Source organism: Chryseobacterium sp. (assembly GCF_041914225.1).
Lineage (GTDB): Bacteria > Bacteroidota > Bacteroidia > Flavobacteriales > Weeksellaceae > Chryseobacterium.
The window spans coordinates 141,142-158,302 of record NZ_JAYSDT010000004.1 but is presented as its reverse complement, the minus strand read 5'-3'; the positions used below and the strand labels follow the sequence as shown (position 1 = coordinate 158,302).

Below are 17,161 nucleotides of genomic sequence, written 5' to 3'. Positions count from 1 at the left end.
AAAATGCTTCATCCTTTTAAATTGATGAAGCATTTTTTATTTTATTTCTATTTTATTTAATCCAGTTGGGTTCCTAAGTATTCCCACTCCTGTAGAGCGTTGTCCAGCTCTTCTTTAGCCTTGTTGTATTTTTCTAAAGTTTCATCTGAAGGGTTTTCTTTGGCAAATGAAGCTTCCATTTCTTCAATTTTGGTTTCAAGCTCAGAAATTCTTTCTTCTACTTTCTTGATTTTATTCTGAATATTTTTCTGTTCCTTGCTGACAATATTTGAACTCTGGCTGACTACAACAGGTTTTTCCTCAACTTTCTTAGGCTCTTCCTTCACTTCATTATGAAGTTTGGCTTTTTCTGCAGAAATTTCCCTGATGGTTTCCTTTTGTCTGTACTCAAGGTATTCGTTGATATCTCCAAGGAATTCTTTCATCTTCCCGTCACGGAATTCGTAGATCTTATCACAAAGTCCCTGCAGGAATTCCCTGTCGTGCGAAATCACAATCAGTGTTCCTTCAAAGTTCTGCAATGCCAGCTTGATAATTTCCTTAGACTGGATATCAAGGTGGTTGGTAGGTTCGTCCATGATCAGTGTATTGAAAGGACGAAGCAACAGCTTACAAAGTGCCAGACGGTTTCTCTCTCCTCCGGAAAGTACTTTTGTTTTCTTGGTAACAGCATCTCCCTGGAATAAGAAAGATCCTAATAAATCTCTTACTCTTGGTCTTGTTTCTTCCGTTGCTGCATCTTCAGCTTCTTCCAGAACCGTTTTATTAGGTGTTAATACCTCTTCCTGATTCTGTGCGAAATATCCTATATTGACATTGTGCCCAAGATTCCATGTTCCTGAATAATCTTTGATATCTCCAGCCAGAATTTTAGCCAGTGTAGTTTTCCCTTGTCCGTTCTGTCCTAAAAGAGCAATCCTGTCTCCCCTCTGAACGATGAAATCTACATTGTCAAAAATCTGTTTGTTACCGTAAGCCTTACCAAGGTTTACTGCTTCGAAGATTACTTTCCCCGGAACCATAGACTGTACGAAGCGGATATTGAATTTTGAAACGTCTTCGTTATCAACTTCAATACGTTCTATTTTATCCAACTTTTTAATAAGCGACTGTGCAAAGGATGCTTTTGTAGCACTTGCACGGAACTTATTAATATTGTCTTCCATCTGCTTGATCTCCGCATCCTGATTCTTTTTAGCCTGAATCAGTTTCTCACGGCGGTCTTCTCTCATGATGAGATATTTGGAATAGTTGGCTTTATAATCGTCAACCTTTTTATTATTGATATCGAAAGTACGGTTACAAACCGCTGTCATAAACTGCTTATCGTGACTTACCAGAACAATAGCCCCAGGATAGTCTTTAAGGAAGTTTTCAAGCCAGATGATGGATTCCATATCGAGGTGGTTCGTAGGCTCATCGAGAAGCATGATATCATTCTTCTGAAGCAGCAGTTTTGCCAGTTCTATTCTCATTCTCCATCCTCCGGAAAATTCATCAGTAATCTTTTGGAAATCATCTGCTTTAAATCCTAGACCAAACAACACTTTTTCCATATCACCTTCAAGATTGTAGGCATCATGGTTCATCAAAAGATCATTCAGCTCGGTCATTTTATTAATCAGGTCCGTATAAGAATCACTTTCGTAGTCTGTTCTGACTGCCATCTGGTGGTTCACTTCTTCAAGCTCGTTTTTCCAGGCATTAATCTGTTCAAAAGCCTGCATGGTTTCATCCCAAACCGTTCTTCCTTTTACGAAGTCAAGATCCTGCTTCAGGAAACCAATGGTAATACTTCCTTCCGTCACCACTTCTCCTTCGTAGAAATTAATTTCTCCGGAAAGCATTTTCAATAAAGTGGATTTCCCCGCTCCATTTTTACCTACCAGACCCACTTTATCATCCTTTTTAATGGTGAAATTGACATTTTGAAATAAATAATTTCCTGAATGATGTAATCCTAAACTCTGAACCGAAAGCATCTTAATTATAATTAGTAATGAATAATGAATTTTCGCCGGCAAAAATACGGAAAAAGAAATGAATAGCCCAGAAATAAAAAAATGGTCCGTTGTGAAGTGCTTCTCTATACAGATGAGACTTAAAAAAGGAGACACCATCAGATGTCTCCTAACCTAAATTTAAAACTGAGAAGCGTTGGCACTACTTTTTATTTCATTGAATGCGATCTTTCCGGTGCTTTTAAAATGGAACGTATCCAGATATCATTATTCGGGACGCTGGTTCCATAAAGAAAGTCAGCCACAAAACTGTCTTCCGGCAGGTGAAGCTCTGCAGAAAGCTTTGTACAGTTCGTCTGATCAACAGAGGTACCGCTTGAAACGTTTAATCCGTTATTGATCAGCTCAATATTAATTTCACGTTGAGTTCTATACCGGAAACTATCACTGTACAGCCCAAAGTTTGATGAAATATGGATATAATCTGCAAATTTTCCAAAATCATAAACCGGCTTTTTGTTTACAGAGAGATCTTTGATATATTCCTTCATTTTGATATAAAACCGATCAAGAAAAGAATGCCTGTTATAGTCTGTTCCGAAATAAGGTTCATTCCCGGTACTAAACACTGCTGATACTGTATTGGTTTCATCCATCATGAGCTTTCCATACATTTTTGACAGCTCATTGTACACTTTATCACGGCAAACATAAGCTTTTGAAAGGCCATTGACTGTCTCAACTTCATATCCTGAGAGCAATGCATCCCAGATCTTATTTCCATCCGTATCCGTTTTGGTATTTCTGATTTCTGAAATATAGCTGTGCAGATCATCAGTATTGATAAACTCTGTAGAAATATATACAGATTGTGGCCCTTCCAGATATCCGCCTCCTATATCAGCATGGTCTCCCGGTACAAAGATTTCTTTCCAGACAGATGATCTGTTTTGTAATTTCTGATCCTGCATCGCTCTTGAGTTTTCAAAAAAACCGGTAAGCGGAAAGAAAAACCGGCTCTCATTGACCGCACAGATGTGTAAAGCATTTTCTACCCGGCCCGGAATACTCATATTATATGTATTAAAAGGTTTTGACTCCACAGTATCAAAAGCACCTAAGAATTTTATTCTGCAATTTTGTGAATAATCCATCAAAAGCCTGTTGCAGAAGGTTCTGGCCAGCATTCCTCCTCTCCCGAATCCATATAGGTAAAAATGATATTCTGCAGCTGCATCCTCATTTTCAACTATCTTTTGTACAAAATCACCGGCTTTCCGAAGTTTATCATCTGAAGAATACCCGTTTCCATAAGGTGGATTCGCGCAGGTTGCCATCGCAAAATTATTATCTTCACTACCTGTTACGGTACCAATTCCTTCAATATATATTTTCTCTTCTCCAAGGAATAAACTGTATAATTTATAGATATTGGTGAAGGTGCCATAATAGCTTTCATTATTGTTCAGCGGTTTATCCGGTGAAAGAATATTTGCCCCATTGTTTCCTGTACCGTCAAAGAAAATCCCGACGGAAATCACTCTGCCATTCATGCTTTACTTTAATTTTTTATTACAGATCGTGTTGTGTTTTTTTCAACTAAAATCCCTGAAAGAGACATTTCAAAATAACAGAAGAAAAACAAAGCTAGATAGAGTGAAAAGTACCAAATAAAAAATTCCGTATTTCTACGGAATCAAATTATATTTTTTCAAGAGAGTAAATATTGTTGACAATGGCATAGATGACTATTCCTACTGTATTTTTAGCTCCTATCTTTTCCAGAATACGCTGCCTGTGGCTTTCCACGGTTCTTGGGCTGATGAATAGTTTTTCTCCGATTTCGTTATTGGTCAATTCCTGGCAGATCAGCTTTACAACATCTTTTTCTCTTTCAGAAAGCTCATCTTCTGTTTCAAAAAGAGATTTTTTTTTGGAAGAACTGTTCATGTAGGTAAACAGCATCTGATGGTCTTCAGCAGTGAAGAAAACACCATTTTTATCCACCATTGTAATGGCTTCAATAAATGTTTTTTTATTTGAGTTTTTAGGAAGAAATGCCGACACACCCAGCTTAACCATATAGCCCAGAATAGAGGTTTTATAATGGGAAGACAGAATAATAATTTTAAGGTCCGGATATTTTTCTTTAAGGATTTCTACCAGCTCAAAGCCGTTCATAGGTTTCATCTGAACGTCTATAAGGGCAATATCAGGAAAATCATCTTTTGAAAGTTTTCCAAGGTCCTCTATAAAATCGGGGCCGTTATCAGCGGTAAGACTTACCGATATATTTTTTTCATTGGACAGCAACATTTTTACCCCTTCGAGGATCAGCTGTTCATCATCAATCAGTGCTAGTTTGATTTGGGAACTCATGATATTTTGGAATTTTTATGATTAAACGACTTCCTTTATTCGAAAAAGTTTTTTTCCATTTGTGCGTGGCATTCATTGATTTGATACGGGATTCTATATTTTTGATTCCCATTCCTTTCTTCACTTCCTCATATTCAAACCCCTGTCCGTTATCAGAAATGACCACCGCTGTATCTTCCGGATAATCTTTAATATAAATCCAAAGATCCGTTGCATCCGAATGTTTGATCACATTGGTAGTAAACTCCTGAATAATCCTGTACAGCTGTACTTCTGCAAAAAGGTCTTTCTTCTGATATCCCGGCATTACCTGCAATGAGATATTAATCTTATGGGAAAGATTCGCAATCAGTTCTTCCACATATAAAACCAGTCCTACCGACTCCAGATTAACAGGATATAATGAATGGGAAATACTTCTGGCAGCATCAATCAGGGAAGACATCTGGCCGTAAATATTTTTTTTGATCTGCTCATCCCCCTGCGTGTCAAGGTTATTCAGCCATAAAGAAAGAATATTGAGACGGTTTCCGATATCATCATGAATCATGACCGCAATTCTTTTTCTTTCTTCTTCCTGGGCTTTGATATTTTCCAGCACCAGTTTTTTCTGGTGAAGAACTTCCGCCTCGTGCTGTGCATTCTTTTCCTTCATAATCCTGGTTATAAAAGTTCTGTAAGCCAGCAGAATAAAGGATAATATAACTGTTATGGTAACAATTATAAGGATCAGCAGGTTGATATTTAAAGTTACTTCTTTAATCTGAAAAAAGTATATAAAAATGAACAGTACAAAATACCCGAAAGAATATTATTGGCACTGAGAATAGTATAATAATCGTTTTCCGACAGATTGGCGATCTGGTGCTGGATGATAAAAATAAATACCGAAACGGAATAGTAGAAAAAAATACTGGCATCTGCAAGAAGGAAACGGTTCTGTAAGGAAGTATTTTTAATTTCCCGGATCAGGGTAAAACCTGAAAGACAAATGATTGTGATATTGGAAACTACTTTTGCGATATCAGCATTTGCAGGATAATCAAATCCGTATTTTGAGATCATAAAACCCGTTGCAAGTATACCTACAACTCCAGGAACAGATTTTGACCAATCCAGCTTTCTGACGAATAAACCGGCCAGCAGAAAAAATTCTCCTGCGATATATAAAGGATAGAGGAATGAGGTATCATTAAGACTGAAGATATAAGGCAGTGCCAGATTCAGAAGCTCAATAAAAAAAAGAAAAACAATATAATGAAAATACTGCTTTTCTTTAGCGCTTAATATGCGGTACTTTACTGCTCCCAGCAGTATAACAGACAGAAGCAGTGCATAATTCAGGAATAAAATTATCTTATAAAGTTCAGCCATTCCTCAGCGTATCATTTAAAATTCGCATCCTACATCTACATCCGGTATACGGCAGATAGGCGGGCATGGCTTGGCCCAGTCATAGGTATTGGAGATGGTATCTACACCCAGTTCTGCATTTCTAAGATTCTCACGGAAAGAAATAAAGATAAGCGTTACGAGCATTTTCCCATAAATATCATTATATCTGATCCCGAAAGAACAGGTAATACCTGCCAGTCCTTCATCTGAAAGGCAAAGGTCTGCTGTAGGAACATAGAATTTTCTGAAGATTCCGCTTCCTTCGTTTTCTCTGCTCTCTTTATAAAACCAGTCCATTCCTTCGTTTCTCCAACGTTGAATCGCTTCTACAGCTATATCCTGTTCAAGAATAGGTGTACTGGTTACCGGGAATCCCATATTCATATTTTTCTCGGTGCTTTCAAGATTTTTAGAAAGAACCGCATTTCTAATAACTGTATATTCCTGAATCTCCTGTAATTTCAGGTCTCTGTCAAGCTCAGTAAGGAAACTGTATGGATATTCTTTCAGGTCTATTTTTCCTCCATCGTTATCCATGGGATAAAAAATAAGGATCAGGCGGTCCCTGTAAATCCCGACTGCCGCACAAAAGTCTTTATAGTCACTGAACCCTTTCATCCACTCAAGGTGGTCTCTGGAAATATTAAAAACGTAATTGGCAGGAATAAGTTTTTGAAGTTTTGAAAAGTCAGAAAAGGATGCTTTCCACTCATTTGATGCTGCTCTGCATTCTTCTACAGGCAGCATATAATCTACAATGTTTAATGTTGACATAAGCATAGTTTTTAGTCGTATAAAAATAGATAAACTAAATATGCTATGCAAGAGTGTTCTGATTAATAATTTTTCACAGTAATATGATAACAGCTCTGCTGTTTCTCCTTAATATAATATATTCTGCCGGCCTTTTCATAATATTTTAAAACTTTCTCCAGAGCTATTTCCATCTTCGGATTGTACTTCAGAACGTTGTTGAATCTTATGTAAGAAATATCAAAGGAATTACCGTAATTATGAGAACTAATCCCTAGTGAGGCGTTAGAGTTCACTCTTCTCAGCCTACATTGGTCTTCAAGAGTCCTTGTAATGGATGAAACAGTAAATGTACCGCCTTTCGTATCCTTGCTGAACTTGGATCCTATTTTTTCCAATGTGGTCTTTGCTTTGGATACCATATAGGCCCTGCTGTAATCAAGTCTCTGAACCTGATACCCTTTTCCGGATTTCTTTATTTTGTGGAATTTACCGTTATTGATGTATTTCTGTACTGTTTTCGAGTCTTTCAGCAGCTTTAGCCCAAAACTCTTAGAAGCATCAAGGTGAGATTTATAAAGCGGTGTAGGTTCAACCTTCAATACAGTGGCAAGATCATAGCAGGGAAAAGCCTTTTTTGCGGCCTGCGAATAATGTAAACTATAAATAAAAGGTACAAAGACCACACATAAGAACTTTCTCATTCACCAACCTTTAAAATTACAAATGAAAGATAAAACATTTATGTTATATCTTTCAAAACTGACCATAGTACTCTACAAATAAATCCCAAACAAACTTTACACCAAATTATATATTTTATAATTTTTGTTCCCTTTTTTTTGAAATATTTTTTCAGTTTTAACTTTTTACTTTAAGATTTAAATTTTACATTTGAGATACATTTAAACAATAAACAATATGATAAAAAAACTTTTCGCTGAATTTTTCGGCACATTTTGGCTTGTTTTCGGAGGTTGTGGAAGCGCTGTTTTTGCAGCCGGTGTTCCAGATATCGGCATCGGACTTCTAGGAGTTGCTTTAGCCTTCGGCCTTACGGTTCTTACAATGGCTTACGCTGTAGGTCATATTTCAGGGGGGCATTTTAATCCGGCAGTTTCTTTCGGACTTTTAGCGGGCGGAAGATTTTCTGCAAAAGACCTTATTCCTTACATTGTAGCACAATGTCTGGGAGCAATTGTGGCAGCAGGCTGCCTGTATACGATCCTTAACGGCGCCGGAGCGGTAGAATTCTCAAAACCCGGAGATTTTGCCACGAATTTTTACGGTGAAGCTGTTTACAATGGAAAAGCTTTCAGCATGGGGGCTGCTTTCCTGGCTGAGTTTTTATTAACAGCATTTTTCCTTATCGTGATCATGGGAGCTACAGACAAATGGGCTAACGGTAAATTTGCCGGTCTTGCCATTGGTCTTGCCCTTACTCTGATCCACCTGATCTCTATCCCGATTACAAACACCTCTGTAAACCCTGCAAGATCACTTTCTCAGGCAGTTTTTGTGGGAGGAACTGCTATGTCACAGCTTTGGTTGTTTTGGGTAGCTCCTATTTTGGGAGGAGTTGTGGGAGGATTGATCTATAAGTTCTTACTTCAGAGAGACACTGCTGAAATTACAGATTAATTTTAAATAACATTCAATGATAAAATCCTGTCAGGCGGCAGGATTTTTTTATTTCAGCTTTTTGATTTCAAAAGGATTCTTAAAGATCAGTTCTTCATGCTTTCCTTTGATTTCCATTTTGCGCTGAAGAAGATTGAGGGCCATTTTTCTGATAAAAAGATCTTTATCATTCAGCTTCCAGTAAGAATCCTCATGAAGCTTTCTGGGCTGGCGGATCAGGTAAAATTCGGTTTCCCACGTATCCACATTATGATAGAATTCAATAATCCCGCAATGCTCCGGAATAAGCTCAGCATCTACCATTCCCATCGGAAGCAGAAAACTAAAAGAATTACACATATAATCTCCGCAGGAAATTTTATCATGTTTCAGAAATTTTTCTCCGGTATCTTTATTCAGGTATGATTTTTTGAAATCATTTTTAAAATCACTTTTTGAAAGTTTGATTTCAATTTCATGGCTGCCACCGTCTGCATCAATAATCAGTATATCTGCTTCCCAGTCTGCCTGAAAATAATTAGTCAGTACAATTTCTTTTTCAAAATCGCAGTGGGTGTGGATATATGCGTGTATGAGTTCTTCTATTTTGATCATGGATAATATTGTAAACACAAAGTTCACAAAGTTTTTATTTACTTGCTGTTTACTGTTCGCAAAGGTGTTTCACTCAGCTAAAGTCACAACCTATTTTATTTATTGTGATCATACAAAAATTGACAAGCGAAGCGAACTGACAATTCACAATAGCCTTTTATTTTCCACATTTTAGCTAACCAGCAGGCTGCAGCCTCTGATATCTGAATGGTCTATTCTTCCTAACACCTGAAATTTATCTCCGGTTATTTTTCCAAGATCTTGTGTTGCTATAAATGAGCAGGAATGGGTATTGGCAAGGTCAATAATATTAATAGCGCCTGTTCTTCCTTCTTTTTCATAAGCTAAAGGATCTTCTGCATTGCGGACCATAATTCTCATCCAGCTTGGGCATTCATACTCGTTATTCCCAAGGGAATATGCTTGTGAAAGCAGTTCCGTCATGGAATATTCAGAGTATATTTTATCTGTTTTAAGACCTTCCTGCAAAATCTTCAGCAATTCATCTTTTGTCATTTCTTCCTTTCTGCCTTTCATTCCTCCGGTTTCGATCACTATCAGATTTTCAGGAAAATTGAGAGATTTTTCGCTTTGCCCGGAATGGCAATAATCCAGAAAATCAAGAAGAGCAAATGAAACTCCGAAAAGAATAACTTTTTTATCCTGAAGCTTATTCAACAGGTCAAAGAGTTCAGCATGATTGTAAAGGAAATATCCGTTTTCCGGCCTACCGGATTTTTTCATCAGATAGTCTACCATATAGATCAGTGATGAATGCTGTTTCTCAAGATAACTTGGCAGCAGGCCTAAGAAGATAAAATCTTCCGGTTTTCCTATAAACCGTTCAAAGCTTTTATAAATACTTTCTTCATATAATTCCGGATCTGCAATGAAATGTCTGGAAAGATTCATCTGAGTGGTCCCTGAACTTTGAAAATACAGATCTGCTGTTACATTTTTATCCAGAATCTGATGGTTTTTAAACATTTCGATAGGTAAAAACGGAATTTTTGCCAGGCTGTCTACCTCATCGGGATTCACATTCAGAAAGTCAACAAATTTCCTGTATATTTCAACATTTTCATATTGATAACGAAATGTTTTCAATGATGCATTCAGGAAATCCTGTTCAGTCTGTATGTTGAATATATTTTTCAGTTCCATAATTTTTAAATTCCTTAATCCCTCACTACAAGGCAATTACAGCGATAAAATATTGTTATTTAATAATTTTTTAATGTACAAAACCTATTTTGGTAAACTTATTGCAATCATTTATCCGGAATATGGATTAAAAACAAGAGTGGGTTTTCCACCCGTTCGAAAGTTACCTCTTTTTAGGGGTAATTTTTTTGTTTTATTTTTCAAAAGTCTTCAGTTCAAAATCCTTTTCGAATACTCCATAGGTAAAATAGGAAATCCAGTCCCCGAGATTGATATATTTTGCACCCGGTTCCAGATCCAGCACCATAGGCAGATGTCTGTGCCCGTAGATAAAATAATCAATCTTCTGCGTTTTCAGCTTTTCTTTGGAATAAATAATCAGAAACTCTTTATCTTCTCCAAGAAATGCTTTGTCTTCTTCTCCTGAGATCATTTTATTTTTTTGGGAAAGGTATAATGCAATTTTCATGGCAATATCCGGATGAAGCCATTTAAAAAACCATTGTGCTACAGGATTCGTGAAAAGTTTTTTCATTCTTTTGTATCCTTTATCACCCGGTCCCAAACCATCTCCATGAGCCAGCAGAAACTGCTTTCCTCCCATTTCAAAATATTGTTTCTGATAGAATACGGTACAACCAATCTCTTCTTCCAGATAATCTTTCATCCACAGATCATGGTTCCCGACAAAGAAATAAATATGAATTCCCCTGTCTTTAAGTTCTGCAATTTTACCAAGCACCCTGACGTATCCTTTGGGAATGACATGCTTCCATTCATGCCAGAAATCAAAAAGGTCACCCATTAAAAACAAAACCTGAGCATCTTCTTTGATCTCGTCCATCCAACGTATAAACCTCTCCTCGCGCAACTTACTTTCCTTTGGCGTAGGAGCACCAAAATGCTGATCTGAAGCGAAATATACTTTTTTTCCAGGTTCTAAATTAATTGTTGTTTTTAACACCTTCTGAGTTTTGTGGGTAAATTATTGATTATCTTCAGCAAACCATTCTCCATAAGAGTTTTCTGTCTCATGAAGTTTAAGATAAGCTAAAGAAATTCCTTCAGGAAGTTTTGATTTGATTTTAGCGGCGATCGCGTATAACATATTCTCACAGGTTGGCTGGAAACTGCAATAGATGACTTTATGACCTTTCTGCTCCAGATCATCTCCCAATTCTTTGTGTGGAGACAGTGCATTGACAAGAACTGCGTGGTCCCATACATCTACGATCTCAGATTTTACGATACTTTTGATATCTCCGAAATCAACTACCATCCCGTTTTTAGGGTTATCAATATCATTAATCGGTTTTCCTTTCACTGTAACAAACAGTTTATAGGAATGTCCATGCATATTTTTACACTTCCCATCGTAGTTGTAAAGTACGTGAGCCGTTTCGAATGTAAAAATTTTTGTAATACGTATCATACTGCAAAGATATGACAAAACCGCTTAACACAGAAAAGACTGTTTCTATTAGAGTGATATTAAAATATTCTTTAATCCAGTTTAAAAGTCAGATTATTATCTCTGGTTCCATCAACATTCATTGCATTGTAAGGTACAGAAAGCCAGCCTTTTTTATTCATGACAAATTTAAACTGATAAGTTTTTCCTTTTTCAAACTGAGATTTTGGCAGTACCAGTTCAAAAGTATTATCCTTTTTCAGGCTCATATAATATGCGTGGTCATCAGGATTCCAGTTATTAAAAGAGCCGGCAACTGATACATTTCTGATATATTCTACACTTTGTTTGTCCGGAAATGCGTAAGAAAAAATAATATTATCTTTTTCAGTCCGGTAGCCATAAACTTCTTTTTTAAGATCAGGATGAACAACAGGTTCAGACCTTGTATATTCTTCTGCCACCATGTAGGGATTCAGCATTCGTTTATCCATCATACCGGCAATCTGATTGATCACCGGATAAAAAACAGCAAAGTTTTTATATCCGCTGGACATCACTATAATTGCTAAATTCCTGTCAGGAAAAATTCTGTAGGCACTCACATTTCCACCCGAAAAATTATAGGATCTTATATTATTAAAAGTATCTGTATCCCAGCCATGAGTGAAAGTAATCTCTTTATTTTTGTATTCGAATGGCTTCCACATTAACTCCCGGGTGGCAGGTTTTAGAAAATCATTCTTACTAAGATGAATGCTCCACTGTAAAAAAGCAGGCAATGAGATGGCCAGACCGTTGGCAGCATGTGCTCTTCTCCCTTCCACAAATGTAGATTTATCATATTGATGTGTATTCTTGTTGTAGATATATTTTACAATTCTGTTAGGGATTTTTTCAATAGAATTGGATGAAAACACCACCTGATTTCCGGAATCTGAGAACTGATTCTTCAGAATATAATCTTCAAATTTCTCTCCGGTTACTTTTTCAATAATCATCGCAATCAGCATATAGTTCGTCTGATTGTATCTATAATCAGTTCCGGTTTCAAATTCCATTTTTTCTTTTGACAGGCGGTTAATAACCTCAGCATTGGGTGCATATGTTGCAATATCACTGAAGTTAATCCAGTCAGGTAACCCTGAAGAATGAGACAAAAGATTTTTCACCTTAACATTCTGCCATTCTGCCGGTATATTGTCAATATATTTTGAAATTTTATCTTCCAGAGATACTTTTCCCTTCTCAATAAGCTGGAAAAGTCCAACATTGGACATCAGTTTTGTAGTAGAATACACCCTGAACATAGAATTGGAATCTACTTTCTTATCGTTTTCCAAAGTCTCTGTTCCGTAGTACTTCTGAAAAGTTACTTTATTATCGGTTACAATTCCTACAGCCATTCCCGGTATCTCATTGATTTGAATAACCTTTTTGATATAGTCATCGATGGCTTTTGATTGTTCTGTAGTCTGGCTGTACGCGGTAAAGAAAAAACCTGAAAACAGCATTGGTAAAATAGATAGTTTCATGGAAATGTTTGTTTGATGTTTCCTTATTAAAAACAGCTGTGGGCTATATTGTATTACATCAGAAAAAAATGATCTTTTGGTTCAGGCATTATTTATCATTTTTTCAAATCTGTTAATGATTTTGTCTTCCCTGTCTCTGATCACAAAAACTTTTCCAACCAGTTGCTTTCCAAACGCTTGATCTTTTTAGTTTCAGGATCAAATAAAATCCAAAGTGTACTTGAATCTACCACAAGCTCATCATTACAGTAAAATTCCACCTTCCTTGGCTGTCTGGCGCCTTCAGGGAGCAGAGGATAGGTTCTTACCGTAATCACATCATTCAGATAAACCTGTTTTTTATATTGGATATGATGATCCAGAAGCATCCAGACATCATTTGCATACTCTGTTTTATGCTTTAACAGATCCCAGTGCTCTGCAGCTGCTTCTTCCACCCAGTGCACATACTGTACATTATTGACATGATTATTCTGATCAATATGTTCTTCTGTTACTCTTATCTGTTTTTCGTACATTAAATTCATTCTCCTGAAAGTTTACTCAAATTTATTATTTTAAAACAGAACTTCCCCATCTTATCTCATACTTTTGTCCATAAAAAACGGAATCAGGTCCTCTGATTCCGTTCCTATATTCGGTATATAAAATTCTTATTTTGATTTCCCAGCCGGCTTAGCAGTTGTTGCTGAAGCTCCCAATTTACTTTTTACAAGCGCCGTGATATCTTCACTTCCGTCGTTATAAACAAGGTTATTGGTTTCCTGAGATGCAATATCGAAAACATAATTGATGCCTCTTTCTTTAGCGGCAGCAGCAATAGCAGCTTTTACTTTTTGCTGCAATGGTGTAAACAATTCGTTTTGTTTTGCAGAAATATCTTTGGCAGCCTGGGCTCTTGATTCTTCTATTTTTTTACCAAGACCCTGTAATTCTGTCTGTGCAGCGATCAGTTCTTTAGTAACAGCTTCTTTGTTGGCTTCGCTAAGAGTTTTTTCTTTATCCTGTGCTGCTTTCAGCTTAGTCTGATAATCTCCGATCAATTTTTCAATTTCAGTCTGCTTGGTTTTTGTCAGATTATCCACAGTTGCACTTATTGTTTTTACTTCGGATAAACTTGCAAAAATGTCATCAGTATTCACGCTTCCGATTTTCTGTTGTGCTTTTGCAGCATTTGCAGTAAGTGTTAATCCTAATGTAATAAAAAGTACTTTGATTAAATTCATTTTTAATAATTTTTTCGTCCCCAAATATAACTCAATTTTTGATTATTTATGATGCAGAAAAACCTTCCCAGAACAGAGAAGGTTTAACATCAAAAAAATATGGAAAAAAATGACTAATGGAATTGTGCGGTTTCTGTAGAATCCTTCATCGCTACCGTAGCTGAAGAGCCGTTTGTAACAATATTCTGTACTTCATCGAAATATCCGGTTCCTACAAAAGACTGATGTTTCACTGCTCGGAATCCTTTCTGCTGTAAGGCAAACTCACGTTCCTGAAGTTCTGAATATCCTGCCATTCCTCTTTCTTTATAAGCCAGAGCCAGTTCAAACATCGCAGTATTCAAAGCATGGAATCCTGCCAGAGTAATAAACTGGAATTTATACCCCATCTTGGCAAGCTCTTCCCGGAAGGTAGACATTTCTTCTACACTCAGCTTTGCTGCCCAGTTGAATGAAGGAGAACAGTTATAAGCAAGCATCTTTCCAGGGAATTTTGCATGAATTCCTTCGGCAAACCTTCTTGCCTGTTTCAGATCAGGATTTGAAGTTTCCATCCAGATCAGGTCTGCATAAGGTGCATAGGACAAACCTCTGTCAATCCCCTGCTCTACTCCGTTTCTTACTACATAAAACCCTTCTGAAGTTCTTTCTCCTGTTACAAATTTTTTATCTCTGTCATCAATATCTGAAGTCAGTAAATCCGCAGCATCAGCATCTGTTCTTGCAATAATAAGGCTTGGAACTCCCAATACATCGGCAGCCAGACGTGCTGCAATAAGTTTATTGACAGCTTCCTGAGTAGGAACCAGTACTTTTCCACCCAGGTGTCCGCATTTTTTTGCAGAAGAAAGCTGGTCTTCAAAATGTACGGCTGCTGCTCCTGCTTCAATCATTTGTTTCATCAGCTCAAAAGCATTCAGATTACCTCCAAAACCTGCTTCTGCATCTGCAATGATGGGCACTAAGTATTCTTTATTACCGGTTCCGTTTACAGACTGCACCTGATCTGCTCTCAACAGAGCATTATTAATTTTCTTTACTACAGCAGGTACTGAGTTAGCCGGGTATAGTGACTGATCCGGATACATTTCTCCTGATAAATTGGCATCTGCCGCCACCTGCCATCCTGAAAGATATATTGCTTCCAGGCCGGCATCCACTTCCTGCACTGCCTGATTACCGGTCAATGCACCAAGACCTGCTACATAATCCTGGTTATTTAACTTATCCCAGAATTTTTTTGACATTTCTGTCGCTATTGTATAATCTATGGTATAAGAACCGCGAAGTTTCAGAACTTCTTCTGCTGTATATGGCCTCTTAATGCCGTTCCAGCGTGGATTTGTCAGCCAATCTTGCTCAATGGCCCGGATTTGTTCTTGTCTTGTTTTCATAATATTTGGATTTTGTTTGATTTAAGGTTTTGATACGAGTTTCGAGTTACGGGATAAAAGCTTTAAGCTTTCGATATTCCTGCTTTTACACTCATACTAGATAAAAGGATATGCTTTAAGCGTCAGGAATTCTTCAAAATTCTCACAGAAGATCAGCTCGTTGAAAAGCTCTTTGGCAAGGTTAAATTTTCCGTTTCTGAAACGGGTTTCTCCTACATATTTTTCAATATGATCCATTTCTTCTTTTTCCCACTGTAAAACCATATTTCGGGTCAACGTTCTGTCATCGCTTAAAACGGCTTCATTTTTCAGCCATTGCCAGATCTGTGTTCTTGAAATTTCTGCAGTAGCCGCATCTTCCATCAGATTGTAAATGGCGGCAGCACCGGTTCCCATCAGCCAGCTTTCAAGGTAAAGAATTCCTACATTGATATTTTTCCGAACCCCTTTTTCCGTAATATCACCTTTGGGAATTTCCAGCAGATTGCTTTCTGTAATATGATATTCAAATTTTTTATCGATCTGGTTTTTGGAAGGCATATATTGGTCAAAAACTTCTTTAGCTACAGCAACTAATGCAGGATGTGCCACCCATGTGCCGTCATGACCGTTTTTCACTTCTCTTTCCTTATCGTTTTTTACTTTTTCAAAAGCCTGTTTATTCGCTTCATCATCATCTTTTACAGGGATTTGAGCGGCCATCCCGCCAATCGCATGTACATTTCTTTTATGACAAACTTCAATGACTCTTTTTGAGTAAGCGCTCATGAAAGGAGAAGTCATCGTCACCTGATCTCTGTCCGGTACAATAAATTCAGGAAGATTTCTGAACTTTTTGATATAGGAGAAAATATAATCCCATCTGCCACAGTTAAGGCCGGCACTGTGTTCTTTCAATTCAAATAAAATTTCATCAATCTGAAATGAAGCGGTAATGGTTTCTATTAAAACCGTAGCTTTGATTGTTCCTTCCTGAATACCCAGATAATTTTGGGCAAAAACAAAAACATCATTCCACCAGCGGGCTTCTTTATAATGTTCCAGCTTTGGAAGATAGAAATAAGGACCGCTTCCTTTTTCTATAAGCGTCCTGGCATTTCTGAAAAAGTACATTCCAAAATCAATCAGCGAACCGGAAGCTTTCTCACCATTAATTTCAATATGTTTCTCCGGAAGATGAAGACCACGGGGACGAACCTGCAAAACAGCAGTCTTCTCATTAAGAGTATAAGCTTTGCCTTTTTCGTTGACAAAATCAATGGTTCTGTTAATAGCATCGGAAAGATTAATCTGTCCCTGAATGCAGTTTCCCCATACCGGCGAGCTACTGTCTTCAAAATCAGCCATAAATGTGGAGGCTCCGGAATTCAACGCATTAATAATCATCTTACGGTCAACGGGTCCGGTAATTTCCACTCTCCTGTCCAGCAAGTCTTCCGGCAGTGGTGCACATACCCAGTTTCCGTTCCGGATAGCTTCTGTTTCTTTTAAAAATACGGGCAGCTTTCCCTGGTCAAATTTCTGCTGTGTTTTTTTTCTTTCTTCTAAAAGCTCAAGTCTTTTATGATTGAAATTCTGATGAAGGGCAATCAGAAAATCTACCAGATCCGGAGTAAAAACTGCTTCAAACTGCTTCTGAGCCTTTATTTCTAATTGAGTCTTGGTTTCCATAACATATTGATTTTGTGATTTGATGTTACAAACATAA

General features: G+C 37.3%; 17 protein-coding genes. 1 reads left to right on the top strand and 16 read right to left on the bottom strand.

Features of this window, described 5'->3' with window-relative positions; translation table 11 throughout:
- Positions 1–56: 56 nt before the first annotated feature.
- The 7 genes from ACE3RB_RS03555 to ACE3RB_RS03525 all read right to left on the bottom strand — a co-directional run bounded on the left by ACE3RB_RS03555 (position 57) and on the right by ACE3RB_RS03525 (position 7,192).
- Positions 57–1,982: an ABC-F family ATP-binding cassette domain-containing protein gene (locus ACE3RB_RS03555; protein WP_374462930.1), complete on the bottom strand. Its 1,926-nt coding sequence runs from the start codon at positions 1,980–1,982 to the stop codon at positions 57–59.
- A gap of 188 nt (positions 1,983–2,170) precedes the next feature.
- On the bottom strand, positions 2,171–3,514 hold the full coding sequence (locus tag ACE3RB_RS03550) for a DUF2235 domain-containing protein (protein ID WP_374462929.1): 1,344 nt from the start codon (positions 3,512–3,514) through the stop codon (positions 2,171–2,173).
- Between the two features lie 148 nt (positions 3,515–3,662).
- Positions 3,663–4,340, bottom strand: a complete 678-nt coding sequence (locus ACE3RB_RS03545; protein WP_374462928.1) for a response regulator — start codon at positions 4,338–4,340, stop codon at positions 3,663–3,665.
- Positions 4,309–4,995 (bottom strand): sensor histidine kinase, encoded by a 687-nt coding sequence (locus ACE3RB_RS03540; protein WP_374462927.1) that lies wholly within the window; start codon positions 4,993–4,995, stop codon positions 4,309–4,311. Before ACE3RB_RS03540 ends, ACE3RB_RS03545 begins: the two co-directional genes overlap by 32 nt.
- 95 nt (positions 4,996–5,090) lie before the next feature.
- Positions 5,091–5,714 carry a hypothetical protein gene (locus tag ACE3RB_RS03535; RefSeq protein ID WP_374462926.1) on the bottom strand — a complete coding sequence of 208 codons (624 nt, stop codon included), beginning with the start codon at positions 5,712–5,714 and terminating at the stop codon, positions 5,091–5,093.
- A 15-nt stretch (positions 5,715–5,729) separates the two neighbouring features.
- Entirely contained in the window at positions 5,730–6,509 is a 780-nt protein-coding gene (locus ACE3RB_RS03530; RefSeq protein WP_374462925.1) for a hypothetical protein, read from the bottom strand.
- Positions 6,510–6,571: 62 nt separating this feature from the next.
- Positions 6,572–7,192 carry a DUF5715 family protein gene (locus ACE3RB_RS03525; protein WP_374462924.1) on the bottom strand — a complete coding sequence of 207 codons (621 nt, stop codon included), beginning with the start codon at positions 7,190–7,192 and terminating at the stop codon, positions 6,572–6,574.
- 220 nt (positions 7,193–7,412) lie between these two features.
- Between ACE3RB_RS03525 and aqpZ the strand changes: the two genes are divergently transcribed.
- On the top strand, positions 7,413–8,129 hold the full coding sequence (gene aqpZ / locus ACE3RB_RS03520; RefSeq protein WP_374462948.1) for an aquaporin Z: 717 nt from the start codon (positions 7,413–7,415) through the stop codon (positions 8,127–8,129).
- 48 nt (positions 8,130–8,177) lie between these two features.
- Here the strand turns inward: aqpZ and ACE3RB_RS03515 are convergent, their stop codons facing one another.
- From ACE3RB_RS03515 to aceB, 9 genes are all read right to left on the bottom strand, one after another.
- Entirely contained in the window at positions 8,178–8,723 is a 546-nt protein-coding gene (locus ACE3RB_RS03515; protein ID WP_374462923.1) for a hypothetical protein, read from the bottom strand.
- A gap of 171 nt (positions 8,724–8,894) precedes the next feature.
- Entirely contained in the window at positions 8,895–9,887 is a 993-nt protein-coding gene (locus ACE3RB_RS03510) for an acyl transferase (protein ID WP_374462922.1), read from the bottom strand.
- Between the two features lie 193 nt (positions 9,888–10,080).
- Entirely contained in the window at positions 10,081–10,851 is a 771-nt protein-coding gene (locus ACE3RB_RS03505; RefSeq protein ID WP_002976818.1) for a UDP-2,3-diacylglucosamine diphosphatase, read from the bottom strand.
- Positions 10,852–10,872: 21 nt separating this feature from the next.
- Positions 10,873–11,319, bottom strand: coding sequence for a 6-carboxytetrahydropterin synthase (locus ACE3RB_RS03500; RefSeq protein WP_002976816.1), 447 nt, complete (start codon positions 11,317–11,319; stop codon positions 10,873–10,875).
- A 71-nt stretch (positions 11,320–11,390) separates the two neighbouring features.
- Positions 11,391–12,833, bottom strand: coding sequence for a serine hydrolase (locus ACE3RB_RS03495; RefSeq protein WP_374462921.1), 1,443 nt, complete (start codon positions 12,831–12,833; stop codon positions 11,391–11,393).
- Between the two features lie 140 nt (positions 12,834–12,973).
- The gene (locus ACE3RB_RS03490) at positions 12,974–13,360 is read right to left on the bottom strand and encodes an acyl-CoA thioesterase (protein ID WP_374462920.1); all 387 of its coding nucleotides are present in this window, start codon (positions 13,358–13,360) and stop codon (positions 12,974–12,976) included.
- A gap of 126 nt (positions 13,361–13,486) precedes the next feature.
- Complete coding sequence (locus tag ACE3RB_RS03485) at positions 13,487–14,059, bottom strand: OmpH family outer membrane protein (RefSeq protein WP_374462919.1); 573 nt, start codon at positions 14,057–14,059, stop codon at positions 13,487–13,489.
- Between the two features lie 113 nt (positions 14,060–14,172).
- The gene (gene aceA / locus ACE3RB_RS03480) at positions 14,173–15,456 is read right to left on the bottom strand and encodes an isocitrate lyase (protein WP_374462947.1); all 1,284 of its coding nucleotides are present in this window, start codon (positions 15,454–15,456) and stop codon (positions 14,173–14,175) included.
- Between the two features lie 93 nt (positions 15,457–15,549).
- On the bottom strand, positions 15,550–17,124 hold the full coding sequence (gene aceB / locus ACE3RB_RS03475) for a malate synthase A (RefSeq protein ID WP_374462918.1): 1,575 nt from the start codon (positions 17,122–17,124) through the stop codon (positions 15,550–15,552).
- Between the last annotated feature and the right edge of the window lie 37 nt (positions 17,125–17,161).

Bases quoted from the DNA above. Each gene is read 5' to 3' on its own strand.
- ACE3RB_RS03510 (WP_374462922.1), bottom strand. From the start codon at position 9,887: ATGGAACTGAAAAATATATTCAACATACAGACTGAACAGGATTTCCTG.
- ACE3RB_RS03485 (WP_374462919.1), bottom strand. From the start codon at position 14,059: ATGAATTTAATCAAAGTACTTTTTATTACATTAGGATTAACACTTACT.
- ACE3RB_RS03515 (WP_374462923.1), bottom strand. From the start codon at position 8,723: ATGATCAAAATAGAAGAACTCATACACGCATATATCCACACCCACTGC.
- ACE3RB_RS03525 (WP_374462924.1), bottom strand. From the start codon at position 7,192: ATGAGAAAGTTCTTATGTGTGGTCTTTGTACCTTTTATTTATAGTTTA.
- ACE3RB_RS03530 (WP_374462925.1), bottom strand. From the start codon at position 6,509: ATGTCAACATTAAACATTGTAGATTATATGCTGCCTGTAGAAGAATGC.
- ACE3RB_RS03535 (WP_374462926.1), bottom strand. From the start codon at position 5,714: ATGGCTGAACTTTATAAGATAATTTTATTCCTGAATTATGCACTGCTT.
- ACE3RB_RS03545 (WP_374462928.1), bottom strand. From the start codon at position 4,340: ATGAGTTCCCAAATCAAACTAGCACTGATTGATGATGAACAGCTGATC.
- ACE3RB_RS03490 (WP_374462920.1), bottom strand. From the start codon at position 13,360: ATGAATTTAATGTACGAAAAACAGATAAGAGTAACAGAAGAACATATT.
- ACE3RB_RS03555 (WP_374462930.1), bottom strand. From the start codon at position 1,982: ATGCTTTCGGTTCAGAGTTTAGGATTACATCATTCAGGAAATTATTTA.
- ACE3RB_RS03495 (WP_374462921.1), bottom strand. From the start codon at position 12,833: ATGAAACTATCTATTTTACCAATGCTGTTTTCAGGTTTTTTCTTTACC.
- ACE3RB_RS03540 (WP_374462927.1), bottom strand. From the start codon at position 4,995: ATGAAGGAAAAGAATGCACAGCACGAGGCGGAAGTTCTTCACCAGAAA.
- ACE3RB_RS03550 (WP_374462929.1), bottom strand. From the start codon at position 3,514: ATGAATGGCAGAGTGATTTCCGTCGGGATTTTCTTTGACGGTACAGGA.
- ACE3RB_RS03500 (WP_002976816.1), bottom strand. From the start codon at position 11,319: ATGATACGTATTACAAAAATTTTTACATTCGAAACGGCTCACGTACTT.
- aceB (WP_374462918.1), bottom strand. From the start codon at position 17,124: ATGGAAACCAAGACTCAATTAGAAATAAAGGCTCAGAAGCAGTTTGAA.